14 protein-coding genes and 1 tRNA gene are annotated in these 15,733 nt (G+C 71.2%); 11 read left to right on the top strand and 4 right to left on the bottom strand.

The window, feature by feature from the left end; all coding sequences use genetic code 11:
- Positions 1-82: 82 nt before the first annotated feature.
- Entirely contained in the window at positions 83-1,462 is a 1,380-nt protein-coding gene (locus BUR99_RS16200; RefSeq protein ID WP_074261384.1) for a glycoside hydrolase family 18 protein, read from the bottom strand.
- Positions 1,463-1,738: 276 nt separating this feature from the next.
- Here BUR99_RS16200 and BUR99_RS16195 point away from each other — a divergent pair.
- The 10 genes from BUR99_RS16195 (at position 1,739) to BUR99_RS16150 (ending at position 10,217) form a co-directional block, all read left to right on the top strand.
- Positions 1,739-1,815: transfer RNA gene (locus tag BUR99_RS16195), tRNA-Met, on the top strand.
- A 197-nt stretch (positions 1,816-2,012) separates the two neighbouring features.
- Positions 2,013-2,855 (top strand): DUF1684 domain-containing protein, encoded by an 843-nt coding sequence (locus tag BUR99_RS16190; protein WP_074261383.1) that lies wholly within the window; start codon positions 2,013-2,015, stop codon positions 2,853-2,855.
- A 22-nt stretch (positions 2,856-2,877) separates the two neighbouring features.
- Positions 2,878-4,041: an LLM class flavin-dependent oxidoreductase gene (locus BUR99_RS16185; RefSeq protein ID WP_074261382.1), complete on the top strand. Its 1,164-nt coding sequence runs from the start codon at positions 2,878-2,880 to the stop codon at positions 4,039-4,041.
- A gap of 37 nt (positions 4,042-4,078) precedes the next feature.
- The gene (locus BUR99_RS16180) at positions 4,079-4,633 is read left to right on the top strand and encodes a GNAT family N-acetyltransferase (protein WP_074261381.1); all 555 of its coding nucleotides are present in this window, start codon (positions 4,079-4,081) and stop codon (positions 4,631-4,633) included.
- Entirely contained in the window at positions 4,630-5,745 is a 1,116-nt protein-coding gene (locus BUR99_RS16175; protein WP_268756215.1) for an FAD-dependent oxidoreductase, read from the top strand. Before BUR99_RS16180 ends, BUR99_RS16175 begins: the two co-directional genes overlap by 4 nt.
- Before the next feature lie 226 nt (positions 5,746-5,971).
- Positions 5,972-6,475, top strand: coding sequence for a GNAT family N-acetyltransferase (locus BUR99_RS16170; RefSeq protein ID WP_074261380.1), 504 nt, complete (start codon positions 5,972-5,974; stop codon positions 6,473-6,475).
- Positions 6,472-7,632: an amino acid ABC transporter permease gene (locus tag BUR99_RS16165; RefSeq protein WP_084184070.1), complete on the top strand. Its 1,161-nt coding sequence runs from the start codon at positions 6,472-6,474 to the stop codon at positions 7,630-7,632. The genes BUR99_RS16170 and BUR99_RS16165 overlap by 4 nt, the downstream gene beginning before the upstream one ends.
- Complete coding sequence (locus BUR99_RS16160; protein ID WP_084184069.1) at positions 7,629-8,453, top strand: amino acid ABC transporter ATP-binding protein; 825 nt, start codon at positions 7,629-7,631, stop codon at positions 8,451-8,453. Before BUR99_RS16165 ends, BUR99_RS16160 begins: the two co-directional genes overlap by 4 nt.
- 110 nt (positions 8,454-8,563) lie before the next feature.
- The gene (locus tag BUR99_RS16155) at positions 8,564-9,586 is read left to right on the top strand and encodes an ABC transporter substrate-binding protein (protein WP_074261379.1); all 1,023 of its coding nucleotides are present in this window, start codon (positions 8,564-8,566) and stop codon (positions 9,584-9,586) included.
- Positions 9,587-9,695: 109 nt separating this feature from the next.
- Positions 9,696-10,217, top strand: a complete 522-nt coding sequence (locus BUR99_RS16150; protein WP_074261378.1) for a GNAT family N-acetyltransferase — start codon at positions 9,696-9,698, stop codon at positions 10,215-10,217.
- A gap of 57 nt (positions 10,218-10,274) precedes the next feature.
- Here BUR99_RS16150 and BUR99_RS16145 read toward each other — a convergent pair whose 3' ends face one another.
- From BUR99_RS16145 to BUR99_RS16135, 3 genes are read right to left on the bottom strand one after another with little or no spacing between them, the layout of a single operon-like run.
- Positions 10,275-11,567 (bottom strand): LLM class flavin-dependent oxidoreductase, encoded by a 1,293-nt coding sequence (locus tag BUR99_RS16145; RefSeq protein ID WP_074261377.1) that lies wholly within the window; start codon positions 11,565-11,567, stop codon positions 10,275-10,277.
- Positions 11,557-12,927, bottom strand: a complete 1,371-nt coding sequence (locus tag BUR99_RS16140) for an NtaA/DmoA family FMN-dependent monooxygenase (RefSeq protein WP_074261376.1) — start codon at positions 12,925-12,927, stop codon at positions 11,557-11,559. The genes BUR99_RS16145 and BUR99_RS16140 overlap by 11 nt, the downstream gene beginning before the upstream one ends.
- Positions 12,924-14,114 carry an LLM class flavin-dependent oxidoreductase gene (locus tag BUR99_RS16135; RefSeq protein WP_074261375.1) on the bottom strand — a complete coding sequence of 397 codons (1,191 nt, stop codon included), beginning with the start codon at positions 14,112-14,114 and terminating at the stop codon, positions 12,924-12,926. Before BUR99_RS16135 ends, BUR99_RS16140 begins: the two co-directional genes overlap by 4 nt.
- 230 nt (positions 14,115-14,344) lie before the next feature.
- Between BUR99_RS16135 and BUR99_RS16130 the strand changes: the two genes are divergently transcribed.
- Positions 14,345-15,679, top strand: a complete 1,335-nt coding sequence (locus BUR99_RS16130; protein WP_074261374.1) for a M20/M25/M40 family metallo-hydrolase — start codon at positions 14,345-14,347, stop codon at positions 15,677-15,679.
- The last annotated feature ends 54 nt before the right edge of the window (positions 15,680-15,733 follow it).

The following is a 15,733-nucleotide window of genomic DNA, read 5'->3' as shown; positions in this document are numbered from 1 at the left end:
CGCGCGTATCGAGGCCACGGCCCCGATCGTCGCGGATGCCTCGGAGCGAGACCGCTCCGAGGCATCCGCTGTTCTCGGGGAATCAGTCGAGCGGGCCCTCGTCGGCCGAGCGCAGTGCCTCGCCGAGTGCGCTGCCGAGCTCGTTGCGGTAGTCGCCCGAGAGGTCCCACCACATCGCACCGCCGTAGCCCTGGCCGGCGAGCCATTCGGCCTTCGCAGTGACGGACTTCGGGTCGTCGAGGCTCCACCACTGGCCGCTCTCCGCGTCGAAGCGCCACGAGGCGCCGAGCGCGGGGTCGAAGTAGCCCTCGCCGATGTCGCGGATCTCGTAGTACGGCTTCGTGCCGATCGAGGTGACGGCGGGGTCGGGCGTCCAGCCGGCGCGGTCGCCGACCGTCACGCCGGTCCAGCCCTGCCCGTAGGCCGCGAGGCCGACGTTCAACTGGTCGGGGCGTGCGCCGCCTGCGGTGTAGAGCGCGATGGCGTTGTCGATCGCGAGGCCCCAGTTGTTGGCGCCGTCGGGGTGCAGGTTGCCCTGGTGGCCGGTGTTGCCGGTCCATCCGCCGGCGTAGTCGTAGCCCTGCACGTTCAGCCAGTCGATCGAGGCGAAGAGCCGAGCCGTGTTCCATCCGCCCGCGTTCGTGTTCCAGCCGCCGGCGGGGCCGAATGCGGTGAGCAGGTAGTCCTCGCCGGTCTCGGAGCCGTAGGCGTCGAGCTGCGCGCGGAACTCCTCCATGAGGGCGAGGAAGTTCTCCTTGTCTTCGGGCGTGGCGTTCGCCGTCTCGCCGCCGTTGACGGGCCACTCCCAGTCGATGTCGATGCCGTCGAAGACGCCGGCTGCGGCGCCGGGCCCGCCGAGGCTGCCGACCTTCGGCAGGTCGCCCCTGAGGTAGACGTCGATGCACGACGAGACGAGCGCGGCGCGGCTCTCGGGGGTGGATGCCGCTGCGGAGAAGTTGTCCGACCAGGTCCAGCCGCCGAGCGAGATGAGCACCTTCGTGTCGGGGCTGACCTCCTTGAGCTTCTTCAGCTGGTTGAAGTTGCCGGCGAGCCGCTGGTGCTTGTTCGCCTTGTCCTTCCTGCCGTCGACGGAGTCGGCCGCCGAGACGAGACGCAGGTAGTCGTTCTGCGCGTCGCCCTCGCCCGGGACATCCGTGATCTCGCACTTCAGGTTCGCGGTGACGTTGCCGAAGGCGTAGTTGATGTGGGTGACGTCTTCGATCGCTCCTGTGCGCAGCAGGTCCTCGATCTGGTAGTCGCGGGTGACCGGGGTGTCCGACATGAGGTACCCGACGGAGCGGTATCCGTTGATGTCGGTGGGGCCGGCCGAGTCGGCGTGGCCGTGGTGGCCGTTGCCGTGGCCGTTGCCGTGCGCAAGTGCGGGGGAGGCCGCGGAGGCGGCGATGAGTGCGGTGGCGGCGGCCGCGATGGCCGCTCCTCGGAGCAGATGGCGTTGTGGCATTGGATCCTCATCGATCGTCGTCGGAGCCGTGCTGGGTGAACGGTTGCGGCGACCGTAGCAAGGCCGCATCACGTTTGGAAAGAGTCCTAACAAAGAATGTGGGATCGACTGCGCGGTTCCTCGGGATCATTGCGGATTCCTCCAGCGAATCACGCGAGTCGTGCGGTCGCTGCACGCGTGGCGAGCGCTGCGAGGCGGATGCCGCGGGGCATCCGTCGCCCGCGACCGCCCCGATTCGACGGCACCAGATACTCGTGATAGTGTTTCTTCTTGTGCCGCGGGGTGGAGCAGTTCGGTAGCTCGCTGGGCTCATAACCCAGAGGTCGTAGGTTCAAATCCTGCCCCCGCAACCAAGGTGTTCATCAGAACGCACGATGAAATCCCGGTCTCGAACGAGGCCGGGATTTTTGCGTTGAGGCCGGGATCTCTGCGTTGATTCATGGCGCTTCGTGACGGGCCCGATCTCGCCTGCGTGACCGGATGTTGCGGTCGGCGGCGATCCGTGACGAAGTGACTGGCGATGCCGCCTCGCAGGCATGACAGTGGCGACATGACGACACTCGACGCACCCACCACCACCGCCGCCCTCGACCGCGCCGCCTTCGCACGCGAGTGGGAGGACTGGCACCGCGACCACGAGGCCCGCCGGGCCGACCCGCACGGCTTCCTCGCCGTGACCGCGATCCACTGGCTCGACGAGACGCCCACCCGCTACGCCGGCATCCCGGGCACCTGGTCGACGGATGCCGCGGGGCCGGTCGTCGAGCTCGCCGACGGCGAGTCGCTCGAGGCCGCCGACGGCACGAGCCTCTCGGGTCGCCACGCCTTCGGCCCGATCGTCGAGCGCGGCGGTGTCGTGGTGCGAGCCGGTGACGTCGCCGTCGAGGTGGCGCGCCGCGGTGGCCGCGACATCGTGCGACCTCGCGACCCCTCGAACCCCTATCTGGCGCGCTTCACGGGCACGCCCACCTACCTGCCGAACCCGCGCTGGCTCGCTCGCGGGCGGTTCGTCCCGGCTGCGGCAACGCGCGAGGTCACGGTCGGCTCGGCTGCAGAGGGCCTGCAGCACGTCTACGAGGTGCCCGGCGAGGTGGAGTTCGAGCTGCGTGGAGAGAGCTTCCGGCTCGTCGCGTTCAACGGCCACGCGCCCGGCTCGCTCACCGTGCTGTTCACGGACGCCACGAGCGGGCTCACCACCTACGCGGCGAATCGCTCCCTCGAGATCGACGCGCCCGACGCCGATGGCGTCGTGCTGCTGGACTTCAACCGCGCCGTGAACCTGCCCTGCGCCTACACCGACCACGCCACGTGCCCGCTGCCGCCCGCCGGCAACCGGCTCCCGGTCGGCATCGAGGCCGGCGAGAAGACGCCGATCGAGCGCAACGTCGCCTGACCGTTCGAAGAGAGAGACTCCCATGCGCTTCCAGATCCTCGACATCGTCCCCTACGTGCAGAACCCGGTCACCGGCCGGCTCGTGAGCCCGGCGGAGCGGCTCGACCAGACCGTCGAGTTCGCCCGTCGGGCTGAACGCCTCGGTTTCGACGCATTCGCCGTAGGGGAGCGGCATGCCGGTCGCTTCCTCTCGTCGTCGCCCACCGTGCTGCTCGGCGCGATCGCGGCCGTGACCTCGACGATCCGCCTGCAGACGGGGGTGACCGTGCTGTCCGTGCTCGATCCCGTGCGGGTCGCCGAGGACTACGCGACCATCGACCAGCTCTCGCGCGGGCGCCTCGACCTCACGATCGGCAAGGGCAACGAGGCGGCGCAGTTCCCGCTGTTCGGGCTCGAGATCGACGACCAGTGGGAGCTGCTGGCCGACCGGTACGCGCTGCTGCGCCGACTCTGGCGTGAGACCGAGGTCGACTGGGAGGCGACGCCGTACACGCGTGCCCAGCGCGGCACCACGACGCTGCCGCGGCCGTACGCCGGGGCGCCGCGAGTGTGGCACGGGTCGGCGACCACACTCGCGTCAGCCGCGCTGGCCGCGCGCTGGGGCGACCCGCTGTTCAGTGCGAACGCGATCCAGCCGCTGCACAACTACGCGGTGCTCGTGCAGCACTACCGCGACGAGGTCGCCCGGCGCGGCCACGACCCGCGGTTCGCCTACGTGGGCGCCGGCGCCGGTGCGCTGTTCATCGCCGACACGACGCAGCAGGCGCGCGAGCTGTACGGCCCGGTCTACGAGGCGCTCATCGCGGCGACGAACGTGCCGGGCAACAACTCGCCGTTCCGCGACATCGACCATGCGATCGCCGAGGGGCCCGCGCTCGTCGGCAGCCCGCAGCAGGTCATCGACAAGATCGGCCGCTTCCACGGCGCGCTCGGGCACGACCTGCAGTCGATCAGCCTGCCCACGACGCTGCCCGTCGAGCAGCAGGTCGAGCTCGTCGAGCGGTTCGCGGCCGAGGTCGCGCCCGTCGCGCGGCGCGAGTTCCCGAGCACGCTCTGGGGGCAGGGCGATCCGTATGCGCTGCGGCCGGCGGTCAGCGGCGGTGTCGAGGCGGATGCCGCGGCCATCGTGGATGCCGCATCGGCGCCCGTGGGCCGACTCGCCGAGTCGCAGGGCGCGGCCCGGTGACCGGCGCGTCAGGCGTCGCCCGTAGGATCGTGGATCGATGAGTGACACCCAGCCGCCACAGGTCCGCCTCGCGCGCCCGCACGAGCATGACGAGGTTGCCGCGCTGTCGCTACGTGCGTACGAGCTCGAGTACGAGATCTCCGAGGAGTACCGCGCGTCGATCCTCGCGGTCGGCGAACGGGCCGCCGAGCACGAGGTGTGGGTCGCCGTGGATGCCGCGACCGGAACGCTGCTCGGCTCGGTCGCCACGCCTCGTCCGGGCCGCACGATCTCCCCGCTGGCGCAGCCCGGCGAGCTCGACTTCCGGCTGCTCGCCGTCGATCCGTCGGCCCGCGGGCGCGGTGTCGGCGCGCTCCTCACCCGCCACGTGATCGAGCTCGCCCGCCGGCGCGGACTCGACCGGGTGGTCATGAACAGCGGCCCGCAGATGGTGGGGGCGCACGCGCTCTACGAGAAGCTCGGGTTCACCCGCCTGCTCGACCGCGAGCGCGAGATCGTCGACGGTGGCCGCACGTTCCGGCTGCTCGCGTTCACCATCGACGTGGATGCCGCAGCGGAGGGCGGGCGCGACGAGCTCGGGATCGCCTCGTGACGGCCGTCGACACCGAGGTCGTGGTGATCGGCGGGGGAGCGATGGGCTCCTCGGCCGCGTGGAACCTCGCTCGTCGCGGCCGCGAGGTCACGCTGCTCGAGCGCTTCGCGCCGGGCCACCGCAACGGCGCCTCGCACGGCGCATCCCGGAACTTCAACCTCGCCTATGCGGAGTCCACGCACGTCGCCATGCTGCTCGAGTCGCAGCTCGAGTGGCGCGAGCTCGAGGCCGAGACGGGTATCGCGATCCTCGACCAGGTGGGGCTCGTCGACCACGGGCACAACCCCGGTCACGACGACGTGCGCGCCGCGCTCGCCGCGGTCGGCATCCCGAGCGAGGTCCTGCCACCCGACGAGGCGGGGCGACGCTGGCCGGGCATCCGCTTCACGACGAGGGCGCTGCACCTGCCGACGGCGGGTCGCCTGAATGCGGATGCCGCGGTGCGGGCGTTCCAGTCGGCGGCGACCGCCCGCGGCGCCGACGTGCGCCATGAGAGCCCTGCCCGCGGCATCCGCGTGCTCGACGACGACCGCGTGCAGGTCGAGACCGACCGGGGCACGATCACGGCCCGCCGCGCGGTGGTCGCCGTCGGCGGCTGGACCTCGAAGCTGCTCGGCGGTCTCGTCGACCTGCCGCGCCTCGTCGTCACGCAGGAGCAGCCCGCGCATTTCGCGGTCCGGGGCGATTCGATCACCTGGCCGGGGTTCAACCACCATCCGGGTGCCGACGACGACTGGTGGTACTCGGGCACCTACGGCATGCTCACTCCCGGCGAGGGCGTCAAGGCCGGATGGCACGGCGTCGGCCCGGTCGTCGACCCCGACCTGCGCGACTACGAGGCCGAGCCCGTGCAGTTCGCCGCGCTGCGTCGCTACGCCCGTGAGTGGCTGCCCGGCGTCGACGCCGACACGGCGACCCCGATCAGTTGCACGTACACGACCACGCCCGATTCGGTCTTCGTGCTCGACTCGACCGGGCCGATCACGGTCGGTGCGGGATTCTCGGGGCACGGCTTCAAGTTCACGCCCGCGGTCGGCCGGATCCTCGCCGACCTCGCCGACGGGCACCCCGCTCCGGGCGTCTTCCGCCTGGGGCGATTCGCCGCCACCTGATCGGCGGCCGGGCGTAGGAGTTCGACACATGTCGGCGACGGAATTCGTCATGTGTCGATCTGCGTAGGCCGAGATTCCGGTGTTCCTGCGCCGGGGTGACGTGGAGTGACGATATCGGTCGCTCCATGAATCACCCCGTTGCCGGGCCCTCTGCCGCTCCGTAGCTTCGATACGACCCGCTCCATCACGGCGGCGGAATGTATCGACGAGCAGAACGGAGCGAGCGATGACCACCCAGTTGAGCGTGCGGCACGTGAGCGCGGACGACACGTTGGCGAAGCCGTTGCTCGCTGACCTCGAGCGCGAGTACGACGGCCGCTACGGCGAATTCTTCGGCGAACGTGCGAGCACGGAGCTGAGCCGGTATCCGGCGTCGGACTTCGCGCCACCCCACGGCGCATTCCTCGTCATCCTCGAGGACGGCGAGCCGGTCGCGGGCGGTGCGTTCAAGCGATTCGACGATCGCACCGCCGAGCTCAAGCGCGTGTGGACGCACCCCGACCATCGCGGCCGCGGCCTCGGTCGACGGGTCGTCGCCGAACTCGAGGCCGTCGCACGGTACCGCGGCTACACCGCCGTGACGCTCACGACCGGGCCACGCCAGCCCGAGGCCGTCGCGCTCTACCTGGCGAGCGGGTACACGCCTCGCTTCGACACGTCGCTCCCGGCTGAGCAGATCGGCATCCACGCGTTCGACAAGTCGCTCGTCACCGAAGGAGCCCGCGCATGAGTCGCATCGTCGCCCCCCGATCCGAGACCACGGCGCATGCCGCAGGAGCGGCGACGCCCGCGACCGATGCGGACGCCACGACCGACGACACGACGTCGGCGAGCTCCGCCACGGCGGATGCCGTAGCGAAGTCCGGTCCGGCGGGTGGCCGACTGGACGCCGGCCTCCGCGTCGTGCCCGTCAAGCACTGGGGTCGCTGGGTGCTCTCGGCGATCGTCGCGTTCGTCATCCTCCAGTTCCTGTGGTCGCTCGCGACGAACCCGCAGTGGCAATGGGACGTGTTCGCCGAGTACTTCTTCGCACCGTCGGTGATCAACGGCCTGTGGCTGACACTGGGTCTCACGGTCGTCGCGGGCGTGGCGGGCTTCGTGCTCGGCGCGGTGCTCGCCGTGTTCCGGTTGTCGAAGTCGCCTCTGCTGGGCGCGGCGGCCTGGTGGTACATCTGGTTCTTCCGGTCCGTGCCGCTCGTCGTGCAGATCCTCGTCTGGTACAACCTCGGATACCTCTACCCGACGCTCGGCCTCGGCACGCCGTTCACCACGGACTTCTGGATCGTCGAGTTCCCGACCACGACGCTCATCAGCGCCTTCGCCGCGGCGGCGATCGGCCTCTCGCTGCACCAAGCCGCCTACTCGGCCGAGATCATCCGGGCGGGCATCCTCTCGGTCGACCAGGGACAGCTCGAGGCCGCCGGCGCGCTCGGTCTGCCCCGCAGCATCCGCTTCTTCCGCATCACGCTGCCGCAGGCCGCCCGCGCCATCGTGCCGAACGCGTTCAACGAGATCATCGGGCTCGTGAAGGGCACCTCGGTCGTGTTCATCGTGGCCTTGCCCGAGCTGTTCTACACGGTGCAGGTCATCTACAACCGCAACCAGCGGGTCATCCCGCTGCTGCTCGTGGCGGTCGTCTGGTACGCGCTCATCACCACGGTGCTCTCGATCGCCCAGTACTACGTGGAGCGACGCTACGCCCGAGGCTCGGTGCGCGAGCTGCCGCCGACGCCCGTCCAGCGGGCCCGCCGCTGGGGCGCGGAGCAATGGAACCGGCTCGGCGACGCGCACACTGCCGCCGCTCCGCCGCCGCCCGCACAACCCGAACCCGTCGTGACGGCCGCTGCTGCGGCATCCGACCAGTACCGCACCGGAGGTGCCGCATGACCAGCACGACGCTCACGCCATCGTTCGACGAGCAGTACGTCGCGACGCGCAAGGTCGCCACCGTCGGCCGCGTCGAGATCTCGGACGTCACCAAGTCCTACGGCGCGAACACCGTGCTCCGCGACGTGTCCCTCACCATCGAGCCCGGCCAGGTCGTGGCGCTGATCGGCCCGTCGGGTTCGGGCAAGTCGACCCTGCTGCGCGCGATCAACCACCTCGAGACCGTCGACCGCGGATCGATCACCGTCGACGGGCGGTACATCGGGTACGAGCGCAAGGGCGACACGCTCCACGAGTTGCGCGAGGCCGAGATCCTGCGTCGACGGACCCAGGTCGGGCTCGTCTTCCAGAACTTCAACCTGTTCCCGCACCTCACCGCGATCGAGAACATCATCGAGGCGCCGGTCGCGCACAAGCGGCTCACGAGGGACGACGCTCGTGCGCTGGCCGAGGGCCTCCTCGCACGGGTGGGGCTCGCCGACAAGGCCGACCACTACCCGCGGCAGCTGTCGGGCGGCCAGCAGCAGCGCGTCGCGATCGCGCGGGCGCTCGCGCTCTCGCCGAAGGTGCTGCTCTTCGACGAGCCGACGTCGGCGCTCGATCCGGAGCTCGTCGGCGAGGTGCTCGACGTCATCCGCGGCCTCGCCCGCGACGGCACGACGCTCGTGATCGTCACGCACGAGATCGGGTTCGCCCGTGAGGTCGCCGATCGCATCGTGTTCCTCGATCACGGCGAGATCGTCGAGCAGGGCACGCCCGGCCAGGTGCTGCGGAACGCCCGGCACCGTCGTACCCGCGACTTCCTCGCGAAGGTGCTCTAGACCAGAGCGCCCGGCGAGAAGAACCCGGTGCGGCATTGCACTGCCGCACCGGGCGAATCCGAGAAACCGACCCGGCTATCGGACGGAACCAACACTAGGAGAGTCCTCTCATGGCAATCAACAAGAAGCAGGCGGGGGTGATCGTCGCGGGCGTCGCGGCCATCGCCATCATCGGCGGCGGCGTCGTCTGGGCGGTCAGCGCCGGCAACTCCGCCGCGGCCGAGAACGCGGCATCCGGCAGCACCGAGGAGCAGGTGCAGGCGGCGGCGCAGTTCGACCTCACGTCGCAGAACGCCGAAGACCGGCCCACGATCGAGCCGGTGCAGGCCGCCGTCGACGCGCTCGAGGAGAGCGGGTTCACGCCCATCGAGGCCGGCAAGCTCACCGTGGCGATCTCGCCGTTCGCGGCGCCGCTCGGCGTGCTCGCCTCCGACGACGACGCCACGATCATCGGCACCGAGGCGGACCTCGGCTCGCTCGTCGCCGACGGCCTCGGCCTCGAGTACAACCCGGTCGCCGTGAACTGGGCCGACTGGCCCCTCGGCATCCAGTCGGGCAAGTACGACCTCATCGCATCGAACGTCACGGTCACCGAGGAGCGCAAGGAGCTCTACGACTTCGCGAGCTACCGCCAGGACCTGCTCGGCTTCTACGTGCAGGCCGACAGCGACATCGACGCGATCGAGGGCGCCGACGACATCTCGGGCCTGAAGATCGTCGTCGGTTCGGGCACCAACCAGGAGAAGATCCTGCTCGCGTGGAACGCCGAACTCGAGGAGGCCGGCGACGCGCCGGCCGAGCTCGTGTACTACGACGACCAGGCGGCATCCGACCTCGCGCTCTCGTCGGGACGCGTCGATGCCACGTTCGGCCCGAACGCGACCGCTGCGTACCGCGCCGCGACGACCGGTGAGACGAAGCTCGTCGGCACGTTGAACGGCGGATGGCCCGAGACCGCGCCGATCGCGGCGGGAACGCTGAAGGGCAACGGGCTCATCGAACCGGTGCAGCTCGTTCTGCAGTCGATCATCGACGACGGCACGTACCAGGAGGTCCTCGACCGCTGGGCGCTGACCACGGAGGCCGTCGAGGAGTCCGAGATCAACCCGCCCGGGCTGCCGAAGTCCGAGTAGCACCCGGAGAACGACGGATGCCGCGTGGCCGATGCGCCACGCGGCATCCGTCGTTCTCGCGCTTCGGAGCGGCGATCGCGACCGCGATCGCAATCGATAGGGTTCGGGCATGAACTCCCCAGTGACGGTTCGCCCCGCACGCGTCGAGGACGCCGCGGAGATGGCGCGCGTGCTCGTGCGCTCGTGGCAGGAGACGTATCGCGGCCTGATGCGCGACGAGGTCCTCGATGACCCGGGCTTCCCGGACGCGCGGGAACGGTTCTGGACCGCCGCCATCAGCGACGAGCGCTACCGCGAGAGCCGCGCCGCGGTGGCGGAGCGCGACGGCGAGATCATCGGGGTCGCGCTCGCGGGACCGCCGGAGCAGCCGGAGCCGGGCTGGGCGACGCATCTCTACGTGCTCTACGTCGTGGCGGCCGAGCACGGGTCGGGCGCTGGCGCCGCCCTGCTCGATGCCGTCATCGACCCGCACGACGCGGCGGCGCTGTGGGTCGCCGACCCGAATCCACGGGCGCAGGCGTTCTATCGCAAGCACGGCTTCCGCCCGGACGGCGCCGTGCAGGTGGATGACGGGGTGCGCGAGATCCGCATGGTGCGAGCGGCCGCGGAACGCGAACGGGACCGTGAATGACGGATGCCGCGCGGCCGGTCGGGCCGCGCGGCATCCGTTTGTACGACGGTTCCCCGTTCAGGCGCCGGTGAGGGCCGCCCGCTCGGTGGCGGCGTCGACGTCAGCGGAATCGCCGGAGTCAGCGAGGTCCGTCGCATCAGCCGGGTCGGCCGGCCCAGCCCCCGACCAGGCTTCGGCGAGCAGCCGGTAGGACTCGACCCGCCGCGCGTGGTCGTGCGTGATCGTCGTGACGAGCAGCTCGTCGGCGCCGGTGACGCGCTGCAGCGTCTCGAGCAGTCCGACGACGGTCTCGGGGGAGCCGACGAAGCGGGTGTCGAGGCGGTCCTGCACGGCGGCGAGCTCGAAGGATGCGAGCGCGGAGTCGGGCAGGGCGTCCTCGGGGCGCGGGTACGGCACGGCGCCCTGGCCCTCACGGATCGAGAGGACCCACTCGGTGTAGCCCGCCGCGAGACGGCGCGCCTCGGCGTCGGTCTCGGCGACGACCACGTCGACCGACACGATCGTGTGGGGTCGGTCGAGCTCGGCCGACGGCTGGAAGTGCGCGCGGTACTCGGCCAGCGACTCGATCACCCCGCTCGGCGCGACGTGGTAGTTGGCGCCGTAGTGCAGGCCGAGGCGCCCGGCGATGCGGGCGCTCTCGCCGGCGGTCGAGCCGTGGATCCAGATCTGCACGCCGCTGCCCTCGGCCGGCTGCACGGTGATGGGGATGCCGTCGCCCTCGTAGCCTCCGCCGAAGAACGCCAGCAGGTCGTCGACCGTGTCGGAGAACCGGGCGGCGTCGCCGGGCTCGCGCCCGAGCAGCCGTCCCTGCAGCGCGAAGCGCGCGCGGTCGACGTGGAACGGGCGCGCCGGGGGCACGACGAGACCGTCGACGATGCGGTTGGGCAGCGCGCCGGATGCCGCGGCCACGGGCTCAGCCGTCGGCGCGGCCGGTGGTGACGCCGCCTCGCCCGCCGCAGCCGGCGGCGGGAACCCCGAACGACCGAGCCCGAGGTCGACCCGGTCGGGCCAGAGCGACGCGACCGTGCCGAACGACTCCGCCACCTGGAGCGGCTCGTAGTTGCCGAGGATCGTCGCGGCGGTGCCGACGCGGATCCGCTCGGTCGCACCGGCGATGATACCGAGCAGGGTGTGCGGCGCCGATCCGGCGACGCCGGGGTTCAGGTGGTGCTCGGCCAGCCAGTACCGCGCGTACCCGAACGCCTCGGTGCGCCGCGCGAGGTCGATCGAGTTGCGCAGCGCCTCGCCCGCAGTGTCTCCGTCGGCGATGGGCACGAGGTCGAGCACCGAGAGCGGCACGCGCACGGCGCCGCGGCTCGTCGCCACGGCATCCGTCGACTCAACCGACACGACGCACCTCCTCGGCGACCTCGGTCGGCTCGGGCAGCCCGAGCGTGCGGCGCAGGGTCGCGCCCTCCTCGTACTCGGATCTGTAGACGCCGCGCTCCTGCAGTTCCGGGATGACCCGTTCGACGAACTCGTCGAGGCCGTGCGGCGAGGTGGTGCCGACGATGACGAAGCCGTCGGTCGCGCGCTCCTGCACGTAGCGGTCGATCTCCGCCGCGACCCCGCTGGGCGTGCCGATGAACGACTGCCGTCCTGCGACCGTGATGACGAGCTCGCGGATGCTGAGGCCCTCGGCCTCCGACTGTGCGCGCCAGGCCTGTGCGACCTTCACGGCGTTGGGGAAGCGGGGTGCCCAGCCCTTCGTGATCGACGCCTCGGGGTCGGGATCGAACTCGGGCAGCGGCCCGTCGGGATCGCGGTCGGAGAGATCGACGCCCCACACCTGCTCGAGCACCGTGATCGCCGTCTTCGGTCCGACCTGGGCGAGCGCGTCGGCGCGGGCCCGCTCGGCGGCCTCGTCGTCGGTATCGCCGAGCGCGAAGGTGACGGCGGGCAGGATCTTCAGCGAATCCTCGGTTCGGCCGCGACCGGCGAGCCGGCCCTTCACATCGCGGTAGAACTGCTGCGCCTCGTCGAACACGCTGTGCCGCGAGAAGATCACCTCGGCGTGCTCGGCGGCGAAGTCCCGCCCGTCGGCGGAGTCGCCCGCCTGCACGATCACCGGGTACCCCTGCGGGCTGCGCGGCACGTTGAACCGCCCATCGACGTCGAACTGCGGGCCGCGATGGCTGAACGGGGTGACCGCCTCCTCGGCGAGGAAGCGCCCGCTCGCGCGGTCGGCCACCACGGCGTCGGGCGACCAGCTGTCCCACAGCTCCTTGGCGAGGCTCACGAACTCCGAGGCGCGCGTGTAGCGGTCGCCGTGGTCGAGGAAGCCGCCACGGCGGAAGTTCGCCCCGTGGAACGCATCCGAGCTCGTGACGACGTTCCAGCCGGCGCGCCCGTTCGAGAGGTGGTCGAGCGTCGCGAGCTGTCGGGCGAGCTCGTACGGCTCGTTGAACGTGGCGCTGAGCGTGCCGACGAGGCCGATGTGGCGCGTGACCGCTGCCAGTGCAGCGAGCACTGCAAGGGTGTTCGGCCGGCCGACGACGTCGAGATCGTGGATGAGCCCCTTGTGCTCGCGGAGCCGCAGCCCCTCGGCGAGGAACAGGTAGTCGAACCGGCCCCGCTCGGCCGTGCGGGCGAAGTGCTCGAAGGCGGCGAAGTCGATCTGGCTGCGCTGCAGCGGGTCGTTCCACACGGTCGTGTTGTTGACGCCCGGAAAATGGGCGGCCAGGTGCACCTGGCGAGGTGTCGTCGTCATGCTGCGGTCTCCTCAACGGTGTAACGGTTCGCGGGGCGCTCGAAGCCGAGGCGTTCGCGCAGGGTGGTGCCCGGGGCATCCGCTCGATCGAATGCGGGGAGCACCCATTCGGCGACCTGCTCGAGGTCGCGCGTGAGGCGGGCGGGGCGCAGGCGCACGCCGTCGTAACCGAGGTCGGTCCAGGCGTCGATGCGCTCGACGAGCGCCTCTGGCGTGCCGGCGAAGATGAGGGCATCGGATGTCGCGGGCGCGCCGTGCTCGGCATCGAGGCGTTCGAGCGCTGCGGTGGCGAGCGACGGCGTCGCCTCGAGGAGGACCACGATGTCGGCGAGTACCGAGAGGGGGCGGCCTTCGCGGCCGACCCGGGACTCCGCCGCGCGCACCTCGCCGAGGATCGAGCTCGCCTGGCCGTCGTCGTGCGGCGTGACGAAGACGAGGTCGGCGCTCGTCGCGGCGAGCTCGTACGGAATCGTCTGGTGCGCGAGCGCGGTCACGAGCGGCTGGCCCTGCGGCGATCGCGGCGTGATCGAGGGGCCCTTCACCGAGAACTGCGCGCCCTCGAAGTCGGCGTAGTGCAGCTTGTCGCGATCGACGAACCGCGCGGTCGCGGCATCCCGGATGATGGCATCGTCCTCCCAGCCGTCCCAGAGGCGCCGCACGACCTCGACGACGTCGCGGGCCTCGTCGAACAGTTCACGGAGGAGGGCGGAGTCGCCCCGGCGCACGGCCTCGAGGTCGAGGGGCGCGAACGTCCGGCGGCCGAAGTGACGGGCCTCGTGTGCGGCCCCCGAGACCTGCACCCGCCATCCCGCACGACCTCGGCTCGCGAAGTCGAGCGTCTGCAGCCCGGTCGCGACGTGGAACGGTTCGGTGTGCGTGGTCGTGACCGTGGGCACGAGCCCGATGCGGCTCGTCGTCGGCGCGATGAGGGAGGCGATGAGCAGGGCGTCGAGGCGGCCGCGCACCTCGTCGGTGCGGTCGTCGGTGGTGCCGAAGGCCGAGGACTGCAGGCCGAGCGCGTCCTCGATGGTGAGGAGGTCGACGCCCGCTCGTTCGGCGGTGCGTGCCAGGTCGATCCAGTAGTCGGGACTGAAGAGTTCCGCGGGTCGCGCCGAGGGGTCGCGCCACGCGGCGGGATGCCAGCCGGCGCCGTCGAGGGCGACTGCGATGGTCGTTCGTCGTGTCATGGCGGCAACTCTCCGCCCGGTGCCCGATCACTGCAACGGCCCTCGTCACGGGACGCCGTCGACCGCAACATCCCTTCACGCAGGATGCCGCGGGGCGGATCGCGGGCGTCATCCGCCGTCGCATTCGCAACATCGCTTCACGGCGCGTCACGCGACGCGATGCGGGTTGCCGCCCGGCCGGCGCGTCGGCACAGTGGTGGCGCCCGCCCCGCGACAGGAGACTGAACGACATGACTTCGAACCGAGTCCCCGCCGCCGGCTCGCTCCTCGAGGAGGAGGCCCTGCGGTTCATCCGCGACCTCATCCGCATCGAGAGCGTCAACACCGGCAATCCCGACACGATCGGTGATGGTGAGACCCGGGCCGCCCGGTACGTGCAGGCGGCCCTCGAGGAGGTCGGGTACGAGACGACCCTGCTCGAATCGCGGCCGGGTCGAGGGAGCGTCGTCGCCCGCCTCACGGGACGCGATCCGTCGCGCGGGGCGCTCGTCGTGCACGCCCATCTCGACGTCGTCCCCGTCGAGGGGCAGGACTGGACGCATCCGCCCTTCGGCGCCGAGATCGAAGACGGCGTGCTCTACGGCCGCGGCGCCGTCGACATGAAGAACTTCGCCGGCGTCATCCTCGCGGTCGCGCGGGCCTTCACGCGCGACGACGAGGTGCCCGAGCGCGACCTGATCTTCGCGTTCTTCGCCGATGAGGAGGCCGGGGGAGTGTGGGGCGCCAAGTGGCTCGTCGAGCACCACCCCGAGCTGTTCGAGGGTGCGACCGAGGCGCTCAGCGAGGTCGGCGGATTCTCGGTGCCGCTCGCGCCCGGGCGCCGCGCCTACCTCATCGCGACCGCCGAGAAGGGGGTTGCGTGGGCACAGCTGCGCGCACGCGGCCGCCCTGGCCACGGCTCGCGGCCGACGGCGGACAACGCCGTGGTGCGCCTCGCCCGCGCAGTCGCCGCGGTCGGCGAGCACCGGTTCCCGGTGACGCGCACCCCCGCCCTCGATGCGTTCCTCGAGCGGTTCGGAGCGGCGCGCGGCGTCGAGTTCACGGATGCCGCGCTCGAGGCGCAGCTCGACGAGCTCGGGTTCGTCGGCGGCATCGTCGGCGCGACCCTGCGCGACACGGCGTCGCCGACCGTGCTCGAGGCCGGATCGAAGACCAATGTCATCCCGGCCACAGCGACCGCCGCGCTCGACCTCCGGATCCTGCCCGGGCACGAGGACACGTTCCGCGCCGACCTGCAGCGCCTCGTCGGCAGCGACGTGGAGCTCGAGATCGGACGCTGGATCCCGCCCATTGCAGCGCCACTCGATTCCCCGCTCCTCGGGGTGGCCCAGCGTGCGATCGCCGCCGAGGACGAGGACGGCGTCGTCGTGCCCTACCTGCTGCCAGCGAGCACCGACAACAAGCACCTCGCCGGCCTGGGCATCGCCGGCTACGGCTTCGTGCCGCTGCGGGTGCCCGACGAGTTCGACGTGTTCGCGCAGTTCCACACGGCCGACGAGCACGTGCCGGTCGACGCCCTGTACTTCTCCGCGCGCGTCACGCGGCGACTTCTCCGCGACGCGTGACGGCGGTCGGCGCGGTCACGCGGCGACATCCGCGGGGCATCCGATCGCGTTCGA

Origin of the sequence: Agromyces cerinus subsp. cerinus, from assembly GCF_900142065.1 — a bacterium.
In the GTDB taxonomy this organism is placed as follows: Bacteria; Actinomycetota; Actinomycetes; order Actinomycetales; family Microbacteriaceae; genus Agromyces; species Agromyces cerinus.
The sequence above is the reverse complement of the archived record's forward strand: the minus strand, read 5'-3'. Positions and strand labels throughout refer to the sequence as shown.